This is a genomic window from Nocardia sp. NPDC127526 (assembly GCF_042672265.1).
GTDB lineage: Bacteria > Actinomycetota > Actinomycetes > Mycobacteriales > Mycobacteriaceae > Nocardia.
Map to the genome: position 1 here is coordinate 35,876 of NZ_JBHXVO010000028.1, position 14,345 is coordinate 50,220.

General features: G+C 67.7%; 16 protein-coding genes. 9 read left to right on the top strand and 7 right to left on the bottom strand.

The annotated features are described in order from the left end of the window. Positions 1–12 precede the first annotated feature (12 nt). Genes ACFVIV_RS31445 through ACFVIV_RS31455 form a run of 3 tightly spaced genes read right to left on the bottom strand, consistent with a single transcriptional unit; the run spans position 13 to position 3,281 of the window. Complete coding sequence (locus tag ACFVIV_RS31445; RefSeq protein WP_379202595.1) at positions 13–2,400, bottom strand: ATP-binding cassette domain-containing protein; 2,388 nt, start codon at positions 2,398–2,400, stop codon at positions 13–15. Positions 2,401–2,412: 12 nt separating this feature from the next. Further along, complete coding sequence (locus ACFVIV_RS31450; protein WP_379202597.1) at positions 2,413–2,820, bottom strand: VOC family protein; 408 nt, start codon at positions 2,818–2,820, stop codon at positions 2,413–2,415. Between the two features lie 5 nt (positions 2,821–2,825). Next, positions 2,826–3,281, bottom strand: coding sequence for a helix-turn-helix transcriptional regulator (locus tag ACFVIV_RS31455; RefSeq protein WP_379202599.1), 456 nt, complete (start codon positions 3,279–3,281; stop codon positions 2,826–2,828). A 113-nt stretch (positions 3,282–3,394) separates the two neighbouring features. Between ACFVIV_RS31455 and ACFVIV_RS31460 the strand changes: the two genes are divergently transcribed. The 3 genes from ACFVIV_RS31460 to ACFVIV_RS31470 are packed head-to-tail and all read left to right on the top strand — an operon-like array spanning position 3,395 to position 6,990. Further along, complete coding sequence (locus ACFVIV_RS31460) at positions 3,395–3,832, top strand: hypothetical protein (RefSeq protein ID WP_379202601.1); 438 nt, start codon at positions 3,395–3,397, stop codon at positions 3,830–3,832. A gap of 60 nt (positions 3,833–3,892) precedes the next feature. After that, complete coding sequence (locus tag ACFVIV_RS31465; protein ID WP_379202603.1) at positions 3,893–6,001, top strand: TRAP transporter permease; 2,109 nt, start codon at positions 3,893–3,895, stop codon at positions 5,999–6,001. Beyond that, the gene (locus ACFVIV_RS31470; protein ID WP_379202605.1) at positions 5,998–6,990 is read left to right on the top strand and encodes a TAXI family TRAP transporter solute-binding subunit; all 993 of its coding nucleotides are present in this window, start codon (positions 5,998–6,000) and stop codon (positions 6,988–6,990) included. The genes ACFVIV_RS31465 and ACFVIV_RS31470 overlap by 4 nt, the downstream gene beginning before the upstream one ends. 126 nt (positions 6,991–7,116) lie before the next feature. Here the strand turns inward: ACFVIV_RS31470 and ACFVIV_RS31475 are convergent, their stop codons facing one another. Next, on the bottom strand, positions 7,117–8,223 hold the full coding sequence (locus ACFVIV_RS31475; RefSeq protein WP_379202607.1) for an amidohydrolase family protein: 1,107 nt from the start codon (positions 8,221–8,223) through the stop codon (positions 7,117–7,119). A 121-nt stretch (positions 8,224–8,344) separates the two neighbouring features. Between ACFVIV_RS31475 and ACFVIV_RS31480 the strand changes: the two genes are divergently transcribed. Together ACFVIV_RS31480 and ACFVIV_RS31485 are read left to right on the top strand one after the other, a co-directional pair. Continuing rightward, on the top strand, positions 8,345–8,479 hold the full coding sequence (locus ACFVIV_RS31480) for a hypothetical protein (protein ID WP_379202609.1): 135 nt from the start codon (positions 8,345–8,347) through the stop codon (positions 8,477–8,479). Continuing rightward, positions 8,467–8,706 (top strand): zinc-binding dehydrogenase, encoded by a 240-nt coding sequence (locus ACFVIV_RS31485; RefSeq protein WP_379202611.1) that lies wholly within the window; start codon positions 8,467–8,469, stop codon positions 8,704–8,706. Before ACFVIV_RS31480 ends, ACFVIV_RS31485 begins: the two co-directional genes overlap by 13 nt. 17 nt (positions 8,707–8,723) lie before the next feature. On the opposite strand, the gene ACFVIV_RS31490 is transcribed toward ACFVIV_RS31485, so the two are convergent. After that, a complete protein-coding gene (locus tag ACFVIV_RS31490; protein ID WP_379202613.1) occupies positions 8,724–9,662 on the bottom strand; it encodes a LysR family transcriptional regulator in 939 nt (312 codons plus the stop codon). Positions 9,663–9,775: 113 nt separating this feature from the next. On the opposite strand from ACFVIV_RS31490, the gene ACFVIV_RS31495 reads away from it, so the two are divergent. The 4 genes from ACFVIV_RS31495 to ACFVIV_RS31510 all read left to right on the top strand — a co-directional run bounded on the left by ACFVIV_RS31495 (position 9,776) and on the right by ACFVIV_RS31510 (position 12,444). Next, entirely contained in the window at positions 9,776–10,513 is a 738-nt protein-coding gene (locus ACFVIV_RS31495) for an SDR family NAD(P)-dependent oxidoreductase (RefSeq protein ID WP_379202615.1), read from the top strand. A 40-nt stretch (positions 10,514–10,553) separates the two neighbouring features. Next, on the top strand, positions 10,554–10,751 hold the full coding sequence (locus ACFVIV_RS31500; RefSeq protein ID WP_379202617.1) for a 4-oxalocrotonate tautomerase family protein: 198 nt from the start codon (positions 10,554–10,556) through the stop codon (positions 10,749–10,751). A 68-nt stretch (positions 10,752–10,819) separates the two neighbouring features. Then, the gene (locus tag ACFVIV_RS31505; protein WP_379202619.1) at positions 10,820–11,992 is read left to right on the top strand and encodes an alpha/beta hydrolase fold domain-containing protein; all 1,173 of its coding nucleotides are present in this window, start codon (positions 10,820–10,822) and stop codon (positions 11,990–11,992) included. Positions 11,993–12,060: 68 nt separating this feature from the next. After that, complete coding sequence (locus tag ACFVIV_RS31510; RefSeq protein ID WP_379202621.1) at positions 12,061–12,444, top strand: DUF5313 family protein; 384 nt, start codon at positions 12,061–12,063, stop codon at positions 12,442–12,444. Here ACFVIV_RS31510 and ACFVIV_RS31515 read toward each other — a convergent pair. Continuing rightward, positions 12,420–13,877 carry a metallophosphoesterase gene (locus ACFVIV_RS31515; protein WP_379202623.1) on the bottom strand — a complete coding sequence of 486 codons (1,458 nt, stop codon included), beginning with the start codon at positions 13,875–13,877 and terminating at the stop codon, positions 12,420–12,422. The genes ACFVIV_RS31510 and ACFVIV_RS31515 overlap by 25 nt on opposite strands. Before the next feature lie 128 nt (positions 13,878–14,005). Further along, a complete protein-coding gene (locus ACFVIV_RS31520; protein ID WP_379202625.1) occupies positions 14,006–14,326 on the bottom strand; it encodes a hypothetical protein in 321 nt (106 codons plus the stop codon). Positions 14,327–14,345: the final 19 nt, after the last annotated feature.

Sequence of the window (14,345 nt, forward strand, 5' to 3'; positions counted from 1 at the left end):
ATTGCGCGGCGGTCAGGCGCCGACGTAGTCGGCGAGGTGTTCGGCGGTGAGGGTGGAGCGGGACGCGACCAGGTCGGCGGGGGTGCCTTCGAAGACGATTGTGCCGCCGTCGTGGCCGGCGCCGGGGCCCAGGTCGATGATCCAGTCGGCGTGGGCCATGACTGCTTGGTGGTGTTCGATGACGATGACGGACTTGCCGGATTCGACCAGGCGGTCTAGGAGGGACAGCAGGTTTTCGACGTCGGCCAGGTGGAGGCCGGTGGTGGGTTCGTCCAGGACGTAGACGCCGCCTTTGTCGGCCATGTGGGTGGCCAGTTTGAGGCGCTGGCGTTCGCCGCCGGAGAGGGTGGTGAGGGGCTGGCCGATGGTGAGGTAGCCGAGGCCGACGTCGGCCAGGCGCTGGAGGATGGCGTGTGCGGCGGGGATGCGGGCTTTGCCGGAGGCGAAGAATTCTTCGGCGGCGGCTACGGACATGGCGAGTACTTCGGCGATGTCGCGGCCGCCGAGCTTGTAGTCCAGGACCTCGGCTTGGAAGCGTTTGCCCTCGCATACTTCGCAGACGGTGGCTACGCCGGCCATGATCGCGAGATCGCTGTAGATGACGCCGGCGCCGTTGCAGTTCGGGCAGGCGCCCTCGGAATTGGCGCTGAACAGGGCGGGTTTCACGCCATTGGCCTTGGCGAAGGCCTTGCGGATCGGTTCCAGCAGGCCGGTGTAGGTGGCCGGATTGCTGCGGCGCGAGCCGCGAATGGGGGTCTGGTCGACGGCCACCACGTTCTCCGCGGCCGGAATGGATCCGTGGATGAGCGAGCTCTTGCCCGAGCCCGCCACGCCGGTGATCACGCACAGTACCCCGAGCGGGATGTCGACATTGACGTTGCGCAGGTTGTTCGCCTTCGCGCCGCGAATCTTCAGTGCGCCCTTGGACTTCCGCACTTCGTCCTTGAGCGACGCGCGATCGTCGAAGTGCCTTCCGGTAATGGTGCCGCTGGTGCGCAGTTTGTCGACGCTGCCCTCGAAGCAGACCTCGCCGCCCGCCGCGCCCGCGCCGGGACCGAGGTCCACGATGTGGTCGGCGATGACGATGGTCTCCGGCTTGTGCTCGACCACGAGCACCGTATTACCCTTGTCCCGCAATTGGATCAGCAGATTGTTCATCCGCTGGATGTCGTGCGGGTGCAGGCCGGCGGTGGGCTCGTCGAAGACGTAGGTGACATCGGTGAGCGAGGAGCCGAGGTGGCGGATCATCTTGGTGCGCTGCGCCTCACCGCCCGACAGCGTCCCGGACGGGCGGTTCAGCGAGAGGTAGCCCAGCCCGATCTCCACGAAGGAGTCGAGCGTGTGTTTCAGCGATTCCAGCAGCGGGGCCACCGACGGCTCCTTCAGCTTGCCCACCCAGTCGGCGAGATCGCTGATCTGCATGGCGCAGGCGTCGGCGATGCTGATGCCCTTGATCTTCGAGGACCGGGCCTCGGCGCTGAGCCGGGTGCCCTCGCAGTCGGGGCAGGTCTGGAAGGTGACCGCCCGCTCCACGAATGCCCGCACGTGCGCCTGCATCGAGTCGACGTCCTTGGCGAGGGTGGTCTTGCGGAGCTTGGTGATGACGCCCTCGTAGGTGAGGTTGATGCCCTCGACCTTGATCTTGGTCGGCTCCTTGTAGAGCAGGTCGTTGAGCTGCTTCTTGGTGAACTTCTTGATCGGCTTGTCCATGTCGAAGAAGCCGCTGCCGCTGAAGATCCGGCCGTACCAGCCGTCCATGCTGTAACCGGGCACGGTGAGCGCGCCCTCGTTGAGCGATTTGTTCTCGTCGTAGATCTGGGTCAGATCGATATCGTTGACCGACCCGCGCCCCTCACAGCGCGGGCACATGCCGCCGGTGATGCTGAAGCTGCGCCGCTCCTTCACCGTCTGACCATTGCGCTCGATGCTCACCGCGCCCGCCCCGCTGATCGAGGCCACATTGAAGGAGAACGCCTGCGGTGAGCCGATATGCGGTTTGCCCAGCCGGCTGAACAGAATGCGCAGCATGGCATTGGCGTCGGTGGCGGTGCCGACCGTGGAGCGCGGGTCCGACCCCATCCGCTCCTGATCGACGATGATGGCCGTGGTCAGCCCCTCGAGCACGTCGACGTCGGGCCGCGACAGCGTCGGCATGAAGCCCTGCACGAAAGCGCTGTAGGTCTCATTGATCAGCCGCTGCGATTCCGCGGCGATGGTCGCGAACACCAGCGAGCTCTTCCCCGAGCCCGAGACGCCCGTGAACACCGTGAGCCGGCGCTTCGGAATCGAGATGCTGATGTCCTTGAGATTGTTCTCGCGCGCGCCGTGCACCCGGATCAGATCGTGACTGTCCGCGGCCGGCAGGGCGGGCGCCCGCTTCGCTTTCGTGGCAGGGCTCATCCGTCCGTCTCCTCAGAGTTGCTTGATGCGGATCATGTTGCCGGAGGGATCCCGGAAGGCGCAGTCGCGCACGCCGTAGGGCTGGTCGGTCGGCTCCTGCACGACCTCGGCATCACTGGCCTGCAATTTCTCGAAGACCCCGTCGAGGTCCGGCGTGGCCAGGTTGATGCTGGCGAAGGTGCCCTTGGCCATCATCTCCTCTAGGACCTTCTGCTCGTCCTCGGTGACTCCCGGATCGGCCCCCGGCGGGTACAGCACAATGGCGATATCGGGCTGGCCGGGCGGCCCGACGGCGATCCAGCGCATGCCCTGGAACCCGACGTCGGAGCGCACCTCGAACCCGAGCACGTCGCGGTAGAAGCCGATCGCGGCCTCCGGATCGGTCTGCGGTAAGTAGCTCTGAGCAATTCTGATGTCCATGCGCATCACGCTAATTGCTGCCCGGCGGCCGGTGCTTCTCGATTCCTGACCGGTCTGGTGACCTGTTTCGCCACGCACGGCGGAATCCCCTCGGTATTCCGCGCCTCCTCCGCCTCCCGCTTGTACACACTCGGCGACACGCCGACCAGCTCGGAGAACCGCGTACTGAACGTCCCCAGCGACGAACACCCCACCTCGAAGCACACCTCGGTCACGCTGAGATCCCCCCGCCGCAGCAATGCCATGGCCCGCTCGATCCGTCGCGTCATGAGATACGAATAGGGCGATTCCCCATAGGCGGCCTTGAACTGCCGGCTCAAATGCCCCGCCGACATATGCGCATCCCGAGCCAGCCGCTCCACATCCAGCGGCTGCGCGTACTCCCGGTCGATCCGATCCTTGACCCGCCGCAGCCGCGCCAGATCCTGCAGATGTTGCTGAGTACCGGTCCGGTTGCTCACCTGCACGATCGTGCCATATCGGCGTATCGCGGGTCGAAATATCCGCACCCCGGAGCCCCTCGACGGCGCTCACCATTGTTGCTTAATCATAGGCTTACGCATACGGTATGCACATGCGTACTATTGACTCCGTACCCGCCTTCGCCGACGGCACCGTCCTCATGCCATGGAAACCCGGTCCACGCCATGACATCCCGGGTCCGGTATGTGTCAGCGTGACGGATTTCCAGACCGGCTCCGAGGACGATGTCCGCCAGATCTATGAGCTCGGGCTGGAATTGGGCCGGACTTGGCCGGTCATGCAAGGAGCCGTGGGGCTGTGGCTCTGGGGTCGTCCCGGCGAGTTCCGGGGTGGTTCGATCACCGTTTGGGAGTCCGAGCGAGATATGCGCCGGTTCGTTCGATGGCCGGTGCACACCGAGATCGTCCGGGCCTGGCGCGGTCGGGTCACCGTGGCCACCGACCTCTGGCATGCCGACGCCTTCGATCCCGCGCAGGTTCTGATCCGGGCCCGCGCCACGCTCGATCATCCGCACCGGAGTGCGGCGTAGTCCGGAAATGGGGGCTTTGTTCGTCTGCGGAAACAAACTGAGCGTTATATCGTCTCGCACATGTTGGCTGCGCAAGGTGCCAGTACGGGTCTGGCTACGCCGGCCGAGCTCGGGGTGGACGATGAGGAGCGGCCCTCGCGGGCATTGCGGGGGTGGTCGAATCGCCTGGTTTCGGTGTGGGCGTTCGGGATTGGGGCGCTGGCGCTGTGGCAGGTTTTCCGGCCGCTGGCGCAGGGGAGTCAGTATTACCTCGTTCTGTTCCTGGGGTTGACGCTGCCGTTGGTTTTCCTGAGTTACGGGTCGGGGTGGCGGCGGCTGGATCGGGTGGATCGGCCGGTGTGGCTGGATTGGGTGCTGGCGGGGGTGGCGCTGGTTGCCTGCCTTTATCCGGTGCTTCCATTTGAAATTGGTTCCGGAGGCGGGGGTTACAACGAATTCCTGGATCGGCAGGGGTTGCTCGATCCCGTCGATATCGGAATGGGCGCGGTAGTACTGCTGCTGGTGCTGGAGGCTTGCCGGCGGACCACGGGGTGGGTGCTGCCATTGGTGGGCGCGATCTTCCTGGCGTACGGGTATTACGGCGGGCTGCTGCCGCAGGACTGGTCGGTGGCGCATGCGGGACTGGACTTTTCGCAGATCGTGGATGCGCTGTACAACTCGGCCAGCGGGTTCTACGGGACTCCGCTCGATGTGGCCGCCAGTTACATCGTGCTGTTCACGATTTATGGGGCGGTGCTCGAATTCTCAGGGGCGGCACGGTTTTTCGTGGAGCTGTCGGTGGCGGCGTTCCGGCGGTCGAACAGCGCGCCGGGGCGGACCGCGGTCACGTCCGGATTCCTGCTGGGGACCGTGTCCGGGTCGGGGACGGCTACCGCGGTCAGCACGGGAGCGGTGACGTGGCCGATCCTGCGGAAGGCGGGATACTCGCCGGAACAGGCCGGCGGGATGCTCGCCGCGGCGGGCGTGGGGGCGATTCTGTCGCCGCCGACGCTGGGGGTCGCGGCGTTCATTGTGGCCGAATACCTGGAGGTTTCGTATCTGCAGGTGCTCGTCTGGGCGTCGATTCCGACGGTGCTCTACTACCTGGGGATTCTGCTGGCGGTCGAGATCGATGCGCGGCGGTTCCACTCGCAGGGCACGGCCGCCACCAACGGTGAAGTGGTACAGCCGCCGGTGCCGGCGTGGAAACTGCTGGGGCGCTTCGGATATCACTTCCTGTCGCTGATCGCCATCATCGTGCTGCTGCTGATCGGGGTGAGCGCGACCAAGGCGGTCGCGTACGCCACGGCGCTGGCGCTGGTGCTGGCCTTGATCGATCGGGCTGTGCGGCAGCAGGGTTCGTTCGATCGCGCGGCCGTGCGGGAGTTCGTGACGGGCAGCCTGTCATCGCTGTCGGCGGGCATTCGCTCGGCCCTGCCGGTGGTGGCGGTGTGCGCGGCGGCGGGGATCATCACCTCGATGACCACCAAGACCGGGCTGGGCGCGCAGCTGGCGGCGGTGCTGGTGCGGACGGCATCGGCCTTGTCCGACAATGCGACCGTGGTGCTGGCGGCCACGGTGGCGCTGGCGGCCATCGCGCTGGCGCTGCTGGGGCTGGCCATTCCGGTGACGGCGTCGTTCGTGATCGGGTGGGTGATCATCGGGCCGGCGCTGCTGACGCTGGGCGTGTCCGCGCCCGCGACCGCCATGTTCGTCTTCTACTACTCGGTGCTGTCGGAGGTGACGCCGCCGACGGCGCTCGCGGCGGTCGGAGCGGCGGCCGTGACCGGCGCCCGGCCGCTGCCGACCATGTGGCAGACCCTGCGATATGCGTTGCCCGCCTTCCTGGTTCCGCTGGTGTTCGTGCTCACCGATTCCGGTGAGCGGCTGCTGGGCCGGGGGCCGATCGTCGAAATCGTCATCACCAGCCTGATGGTCGCGCTCGCGGTGGCGGCGCTGGCCATGGCCACCGGCGGCTGGATTCTCGGCGCCGGGCACGCCGACCGGGTCGCCCGGATACTCGCGGCCCTGGCGGGTGTCGTGCTGCTGTATCCGAACTTCGTCACGCTCGGCATCGGGGCGGCGCTGCTGGCCGCGGCCTGGGCGCTCACCCGCTTCACAAGTCACCGTCGGGAACCGGCCCCGGCACAAGCTCTTTCGAAGCCGGTCTCACACGAGGGGAAATCATGACCAGATTCGCGACGATCGCGGTGGCGGCGGCGGTCACGGCCGCGCTGCTCACCGGATGCGGTGGCCGGCAGGACACTCCGACGGCCGACACCGGCGGCGAGATCACCTGCGAGGTGACGCAGGAGACGCGGGTCAGCATTGCGACCGGCAATGCGACGGGCGTGTACTACGCGCTCGGCAATGCCTACGCGGAGCAGATCTCGGCGGCCACCGGCGGCAAGGTGAAGGCGACCGCCGCCGAGACCGGCGCCTCGGTGCAGAACATCCAGCAGCTCGTGCAGGGGCAGTATCAGGTGGCGTTCTCCCTCGCCGATTCCGCCGCCGACGCCGTGCTCGGCGCCGGGGACACCTTCAAGGAAAAGCAGCCGATCCAGGCGATCTCGCGCATCTACACCAACTACACCCAGGTGATCGTGCGCAATGGCGCGAACATCAACTCCATTGCCGATATGCGCGGCAAGCGGGTGTCCACCGGCTCGCCCAAGTCCGGGACCGAGGTCATCGCCAACCGGCTGCTGCAGTCCGCGGGGCTGAATCCGGACTCGGACATCTCCGCCCAGCGCCTGGACCTGACCAAGACCGTGGAAGGCATGAAGGACGGTTCGGTCGACGCCATGTTCTGGTCGGGCGGGCTGCCCACGCCGGGTATCACCGACTTGTTCACCACCGCAAAGGATTCGGTGAAGTTCCTCGATATCGCCGATCAGCTCGACAAGATGCGCACGGTCAACCCGGTCTACGAGCAGGGCGTCATTCCGGCCGCCACCTACGGCCTGCCCGCCGATGTGAAGACGATCGTGGTCCCGAATGTCCTGCTGGTCCGCGACAATATCGACGCCAACCTGGCGTGCGTGCTGACCAAGGTCCTCTTCGATCGCAAAGACCAACTGGTGCAAGCCAACCCGGCCGCCAAGGGCATCGACCGCGCGACCGCGGGCAATACCAACCCGGTCCCGCTCAACCGCGGCGCGGAGCACGCGCTGAAGTAGCTCTGTGATCTCGTGCCCCGCTGCCTGACGGCAGCGGGGCGCAATGCCGAATAGAGAGTGCCGGCGCGACGAGGACCGCACAGGGCGCGGGCCGCACAGCGCCTTGGTGCGAGGTGGAACCGGCTGTCAGTTATCGGGTTTCGCCACGTCGTGCTCGGTCCCCGCACACCAGACGCGGGTGATCTCACGCGTTGCGCGGATATCGGCGAGCGGGTCGCCGTCGAGGAGCACCAGGTCGGCGCGCAGGCCGGGCTCGATCAGGCCGCGGTCGTGCAGCCCGAAATGCTCTGCGGGCAGCAGTGTTGCGGCGCGGAGAGCTTCGGCCGGGGTCAGCCCGGCGGACACCAGCAGTTCGAGCTCGCGGTGCAGCGCGGCCCCGTGCGGCGGCTGGAACGGAACGCCCGCTTGGGCATTGGCATCGGTGCCCGCGAGGACGGGCACGCCCGCCTCGTGCAGGGCGCGCACGGTGGCGAGGCAGCCGTCGAAAGCCTCGGGCGCGCCGATCGCCGCCGCGATGCCCTCCATCATCACCAGGGTCGGGACGACGGTGAGGCCGCGTTCGGCCAAGAGCCGCACCACTTCCGCGGGGACCACGCCGTCCAACGGCACATGCGTGACGACGTCCACGCCGATCTGCGCGGCCAGGGCGTACGCGCTGATCGCGGTGGCATGCGCGATGACCCGCAGGTCCCGGGCGTGCGCGGCCGTCACCACCGCCGCGGCGGCTTCGGGCTCGGGCCCGCCTTGTCCGGGGGCCTCCAGCACCAGCTTCACGTAATCGGAACCGGCGGCCGCACGCTCGGCCACCATGCGATCGGCTTGCGCGGTATCGGCGATGACCGCCTCGGCGGCCAGCCCGGGCAGCTTGGCGTGCACTCCGCCCCCGCCGATCACCGGCACGCCCGCACTGCGAATATCGCTGGTACCGGGCACTTCCCGCAGCCCGGCCAGCTTCTCGACGGGCCAGGTGGTCATATCCAAGGCCGTCGTGACGCCGTGCGCCGCCAGCTGGTCGAGGGTCTCCCGGCCGTGCAGATGAATATGGCAGTCGATGAAGCCGGGCAGCAGCACCGCACCCTGCGCGTCGATCCGCTCCGCACCCTCGGGGTCGCTGCCGAGGACGGAGCCGTCGATCACCACGGTCGTCGGACCGGATATGCCCGATCCATCGAGGATTCGCACGTTCATCAGGGCCTTCTTGGGCGAATCCGCCGCCGGGAACAGGGAATTCACGCAACCTCCAACTATCGGAACCGCCGTCTCGCCCCTCCACGGTATCGACGGCCCGGGATTCCCGAGGCCCCTCTGGACAATCCCGAAAAACCCCGGCAAGGTCGAACCACAGGGCCTGCTCGTGACCGAGCGCGAATTGCCCGCGCCCGCAGCGCATCAGGCGCTGGTCCGGGTGGACGCCTCCGGCGTCTCCTTCGCCGAACAGCAGATGCGCCGCGGCACCCGAGCCTCGTCGGCCGCCGCGTGGCGGCCCTGACCAAGATCGGCGGCTGGAGCAGCCACATCCTGCTGGAGGCCGCCGACCTGGTCCGGGTCCCCGAATCCCTCGATCCCGCCGAGGCGGAAACCTTCGTGGTCAACGGCGCCACCGGCGTCCTGCACGCCCAGGTCGCCGCCCGCATCCCCCTCAGCGAAGCGGCCCGCGCCCTGGAGCTCGCCGAATCCGGCACGGTGACAGGCAAAGTCGTCATCGTGCCCGCGTGAACCAGGCCAGGGCGGGATCAGAACGAAGCGGCGTCCCAGCGGGCCGCCGCTTCGGCCGGTTCGGCATTGAAATGCGCTCGGATGAGAGCGACGAAATCCCGTATGTGCGGGCGGTCGTCATCGGGGCGGACGCCGGCGTACCAGGGCCTCATGTCGCCGCCCGCGCCGATGCGGACGGTTGCGATATCGCCGCGGGCCACGAAGGGGGCCGCTACCCAGGACGGGAGGACGCCGACACCCTCACCGGCGACGACCAATTCGATGAACAGTTCGGTGAGGATGGGGATCAGGGTCAGCCGGGCGGGGTGGGTGCCGGGCGGCAGCGGCGGCGGAGTCGGGTTGGGGCGGCTCGGATCGTAGGTGTCGTAGAGGATCAGGTTCTCGGTGGCGAAGTCGGCGCCGGTGATGTGTTCCCTTGTGGCCCAGGGGTGGTCGGGGGCGACCACGGCCAGCATCTCGTCGTCCATGAGGTGGGTGAGGTGGACGTGGTCGGCGGTGGAGTGCAGTTTGGTGACCACGGCGACGTCGATGCGCTGGGCGAGCAGGGCGTCGATGGGGTCCTCGTCGCCGATGTTCTGGACGCGAATCAGGCTGTCGGGGCGATTGATCCGGAGTTCGCGCATGACCGGGGTGAGCCAGGAGAAGGTGGTCGCGCACTGGGTGGCGAGGCGGATGTGGCGATCGCCGTAGCGGGCCATCTCGCGCACCTCCTGCTCGGCGGCGGCGAGATCGGCGAGAATGCGAGATGCTCTCGGCAACAGGCGTTTTCCCGCCATATTGGGCACCAGCCGCCGCCCCACCCGGTCGAACAACGGGGTACCCAGCCGCTCCTCCATTTTGAGCAGCCGCTGGCTGAGCGCGGGCTGACTGACATAGAGCCGATCGGCCGCCTGCTGCAGGGTGCCGCCGGTCGCCAGCGCGTCGAGCAGCTCCAGATCGCGGACATCCAAATCCATAAGCTCAGCTTAGCGGTTGGCGAACTATTACGTCGTGGACTTATATAGCGCCTCCGGACGATCCTCGAAGGGCGCCGGCGATCGAGAGCCGGGCGGAAACGAAAGAGGATGAGATGACGAGCAATCCACGCACCGCGATCGTGACCGGCGGTTCCAGCGGCATCGGCTTCGCCGTCGCGGCGGCGCTGGTCGCCCGTGGCGACAATGTGGTGATCGGCGGCCGCGACCGGGCCAAGCTGGAGAAGGCCGTCGCCCAGCTGGACGGCGGTGTGCGCAGCCGGTTCACGGTCGGCGATCTCGCCGACGAGGCGACCGGACAAGCCCTGGTCGATACCGCGGTCGAGGCGTTCGGCTCGGCGGACATCCTGGTGAACAATGCCGGCACCTTCGCCTCGACCCCGTTCACCGAGGTCACCCCCGCTCAGCTGGACAGCTTCCTGCAGGGCAACCTGCGCGGCACCTACCTGATCACCCAGGCCGTCGCACGCCGCATGATCCAGCAGGGCTCCGGCGGCGCCATCGTCAACATCACCACCGTCCTGCTCTCCCACTCCATCGCCGGCTTCCCGGCCAGCGCCGCCATGGTGTCCAAGGGCGGTGTCCGCGCCCTCACCGTTTCACTGTCGGCCGAACTCGCCGCCTACGGCATCCGGGTCAACGAGGTCTCCCCCGGCATCGTGCGCACCCCGCTGCACGCCTCCGACGTGGACGGCCTGGGCGCTCTCGCGGTCCTGGATCGGGTCGCCGAGCCCTCCGAAATCGCCGCCTCCGTCCTGCATCTCGCCGACGCCGAATTCACCACCGGCGCCCAACTCGACCACGACGGCGGCTTCGTCACCGCCCGCCGCTGACCACCCCTTCAGCTGACCACCCCTTCAAAGGAGCCCCACCATGCCCTACGTCAACGTCAAAATCACCCGCGAAGGCGCCACCCCCGAACAGAAGGCCGAGATCATCGCCCGCATGACCCAGGTCCTGGTCGACGTCCTCGACAAGGACCCCCGCCTCACCTTCGTCCTCATCGACGAGGTCGAACTCGAGGACTGGGGCGTCGCCGGACTGACCACCGCCGAATTCCGGGCGAGCTGAGCTCGGCGTCCGGAGTGGGGGCGTGTCGGCGGGGGTCGGCGTGGTGAGTGCATGCGTTAATGGGCGGCATGGTCGTGCGCTTGGTCTCGGCCGGTGTGGCCGTGCTGGTCGCGGTGGCGATGGGGTTGTTCACGTATGTGATTGCCACCGCGCGGATTCCCGCCGAAATGGTCGAGCTGTCGTATCTGGTGAGCAATTACGGGTTCTATTTGATACCGCTGGGATTGTTCGGCGCCGGGTTGTCGGCGTTGCTCGCACAGCGGCGAATGGCTCGTGCGCTGCGGGTGGTCGGCATTGGAACCGCGGTGGTGTGCCTGATCGGGGTTGTCGCGGCGGTGTTTCCGGTGGTGAGTTCGTATCGGTCGGCTGATCGGTACGAGGCGAAGTTGTCGGTGCTGGACTATGTCACCGGTGGGTCCAATTCGGGGCGGCCGGTCGAGTCGTTGAGCACGATTTACAACACCATCGACGGGACGGCCTTGCTGCTGGATGCCAAGGTGCCCATGGGCGGGCCGTCGGGGGCGCGGCCCGCGGTGGTGTGGGTGCACGGGGGCGGGTGGGCGCACGGGGATCGGGGGGAGGCGCCGAAGTGGCACAAGTGGTTGAACGACAAGGGGTATGCGGTGTTCGCCATCGAGTACCGGATGTCGCCGCCGCCGCGGTGGGATCAGGCGGCGGCGGATGTGAAATGCGCGATCGGGTGGGTCAAGCAGCATGCGCTGGAGTACACGATCGATCCGGAGCGGGTGATGGTGGCGGGCGGTTCGGCGGGCGGGAATCTGGCGCTCATGGCGGCCTATGCCGATCCGATCGCGCCCAGTTGCGCGGTGCCCGACACCTCCGTGCGGGCGGTCGCCACCTTCTATCCGGCGACCGATCTCGCCGCCGCATGGCGAGATCCGCGGCTGCTACCGGAGATCCGCGATCTGGTCGAGGACTACACCGGCGGCACGCCCGCGCAAGTGCCCAGCCACTACGCGGCCGCGTCGCCGATCAACTATGTGCGCCCGGGGCTGCCGCCCACGCTGATCATGCACGGCACCCGCGATCATGTGGTCCCCTACGAGCAGTCGGTGGCCCTGATCGATCGCCTCGACGACGCGGGCGTGCCGAACGAACTGCTGCCGGTGCCCTACGGCGAGCATGTGTACGACTTCACCTGGGGTGATTGGGGTACGCAGATCTCCCGGCAGGTTTTCGCCGACTTCCTCGAGGAACGCTTCCCGGCCCGCAAGCCATAGAACCGTTCTATGCATAACCAGAATCGCACCCGCTACCGGGCACATTCGCGCGCGCGAAGACTGTGGGTATGACATCGAAACCACAACGGCGGCCCAATCCGATCCAATGGCTCGGCTACGCCCTCGGGCGGCGCCTGCCGGATTCGATGACGGACTGGGTCCGCTACGACCTGACCTGCAAGCACTCCTATATGCGGCACCTGATTCGCGGGATGGTGCCGTTCTCACCACTGTTCGCCGCATTCCTGTGCTTCCCTGGCGAGCTGTGGCTGCGCGGCGCGATGACGCTGCTGGCCATGATCCTGGCGTGGTTCTACTGCTCGGCGCACATGCACCTCAACCGCGCCCATCGGCTCCGCCAGCACGGCCTGCCCGAGGACCTGAAGAATCCGGAGGCCCAGAAACTGCGCGACTTCGAGGTGGCCCGCTACGTCGCCGCCCATCCGCGCTGAACGACGGCCGCGGAGTCCGCGGCCGCCAGACCGGAGAAGTCGCGCAGCACAACATGATTGCGCGAGGCGAAGCTGCCGAGTGCGTGATCGGGATACATGCCCAGGAATTGGCGGCGGGTGCGGGTGCTCCAGCTGCGGGCCGGCTCCGTGCGCGTCTTGTAGAAGTTGGCCATGTAGCCGCCCTCGTAGATTCGCAGCAGCAGGTAGCCGCCCGGGTATTCCTTGACCGCGGCTACTTCGAGGAATTCCACGTCGATGCCGGAATCGGGGCGGCCCAGGCGATTTCGGTGAGTGTGGCCGCAGTGGTGCAGGAAGACTCCGGGCGCGGCGCGGTAGAGATCGTGCAGTGCGGCCGCGTTGGAACGGTCCAGCACGAAGCCCGGACCGCCCGGATTGCTCACCGCCGCACAGGAAGTCACCGGGTGGTGGCCGAAGATCAGGGTGGGGCGCTCCGGCTCCGCCGTGAGCAGCTCGCGCAGGTGATCCAGTTGCGGGCGCACGATCGTCCCGCCCGCCCCGCGCAGCCGGGTGGTGTCGAGGCCGATGATCCGCAACCCGCCCGCCCGGTTGTCGACCAGCTGCTGGCGGGGATGGAAGACCGAACCCCAGGGATCGTCCGGATACCGCAGCGGCGCATCGTGATTGCCGCGGCAGACGAAATAGTCGCGGCCGAGCGCACCCCAGCGATCCAGCCGGGCGCGCACGCCCAGCGACTGCGCCAGCGTCCCGCTGTCGGTGAGATCGCCCGCCAGGATCAGGTGATCGGCGCCCCGCCCGGGCTCGCGCACGTCATCCAGCAGCGCGTCGAGCATGACCTCCGGATGATCCTCGGTGTCGTGCCGCAGCCCCGGCGGCCATCCGGCCACGAAGATGCCGCTGGCCTCCTCCCCGTAGTGCACGTCATTGGCCAGCGCGAGGGTGCGCAGCAGACGGCCCGGCGGCGGCGTGAGGGTGGTGAAAACCCCGGTGGTCTCCGGTGTTCCGGCCCGCTGCGTCACCCGCGTGCGCGCCGGGACCACCCGGTGCCCGGCCGAGTACGCCTCGAACCGATAGCTCCGCCCCGGCTCCAGCCCGTCGATCTCCGCGTAGTGGAAGGCGGTCGGCCGCTCGTCCGCATACAGCGGCAGCGCGGGCGCGACCCCGTCGGCCGGGGTGATGCGCACCTCGGTATCGGCCGGCGCCGGCCGCAGCCGCCCGGTCTTGTCCCGCGCCCGGGTGGTCCAGGTCAACACCACGGACCGATCGGTCACGGTGACCACCTCGAGGTCCGAGGCCACGATGGCGCTGCGCCGGACCCGCGCGGCCTCCGATCGCGAGATCGCCGATTGATAAACGGTGAACGCGGAGCGCGGGAGCGAGGCCCGCGCCGTCACCACCGCCGCCCCCGCGGTCACATTCGCCAGCCATACGGTTCGAAGACGTGCGTTCTGCATCGGAACCTCCGTCGTGCCCTCTACTCGACGGTAGGCCGGATGGTTGAACGTTCAGATTCTCGTGCATGACGGTTCGGCTTCCCGGGCTTAACTTTCGGAAAGCCGCAGGCCAAATATTCGATCGTGGATCACACGGTGGTCTCGGCCGCCCGCTCCGCGAGCACCTGCTCGAGGTGCTTGTCGAGCTCGGCGAGCTTCTTGGAGATGGAGGCGATGGTCGCGGCCGACCGATTGAGATTCTCCACGGCGTCCTCGAGGAGTTCGAGGCGCTGCGAGATCGACTTCATCCGATGCAGGATGGTGTCCACACCGGTGGCGGTGGGCAGGTTCAACAGGCCGAGCACCGCCTCCTGCGCCTCCAGGGCGGCATCGCGGGCGTCCTGCGCGCGGTCGATCGCCCCGCGGGTGATGGGGTTGCTGAGCACGTCGTTGAGCAGATTGGTGATCACGGGTTCCTCCTTGCGAATG

Bases quoted from the DNA above. Each gene is read 5' to 3' on its own strand.
- ACFVIV_RS31465 (WP_379202603.1), top strand. From the start codon at position 3,893: ATGTTGGCTGCGCAAGGTGCCAGTACGGGTCTGGCTACGCCGGCCGAG.
- ACFVIV_RS31510 (WP_379202621.1), top strand. From the start codon at position 12,061: ATGACATCGAAACCACAACGGCGGCCCAATCCGATCCAATGGCTCGGC.
- ACFVIV_RS31500 (WP_379202617.1), top strand. From the start codon at position 10,554: ATGCCCTACGTCAACGTCAAAATCACCCGCGAAGGCGCCACCCCCGAA.
- ACFVIV_RS31460 (WP_379202601.1), top strand. From the start codon at position 3,395: ATGCGTACTATTGACTCCGTACCCGCCTTCGCCGACGGCACCGTCCTC.
- ACFVIV_RS31495 (WP_379202615.1), top strand. From the start codon at position 9,776: ATGACGAGCAATCCACGCACCGCGATCGTGACCGGCGGTTCCAGCGGC.
- ACFVIV_RS31505 (WP_379202619.1), top strand. From the start codon at position 10,820: ATGGTCGTGCGCTTGGTCTCGGCCGGTGTGGCCGTGCTGGTCGCGGTG.
- ACFVIV_RS31515 (WP_379202623.1), bottom strand. From the start codon at position 13,877: ATGCAGAACGCACGTCTTCGAACCGTATGGCTGGCGAATGTGACCGCG.
- ACFVIV_RS31450 (WP_379202597.1), bottom strand. From the start codon at position 2,820: ATGGACATCAGAATTGCTCAGAGCTACTTACCGCAGACCGATCCGGAG.
- ACFVIV_RS31470 (WP_379202605.1), top strand. From the start codon at position 5,998: ATGACCAGATTCGCGACGATCGCGGTGGCGGCGGCGGTCACGGCCGCG.
- ACFVIV_RS31445 (WP_379202595.1), bottom strand. From the start codon at position 2,400: ATGAGCCCTGCCACGAAAGCGAAGCGGGCGCCCGCCCTGCCGGCCGCG.
- ACFVIV_RS31490 (WP_379202613.1), bottom strand. From the start codon at position 9,662: ATGGATTTGGATGTCCGCGATCTGGAGCTGCTCGACGCGCTGGCGACC.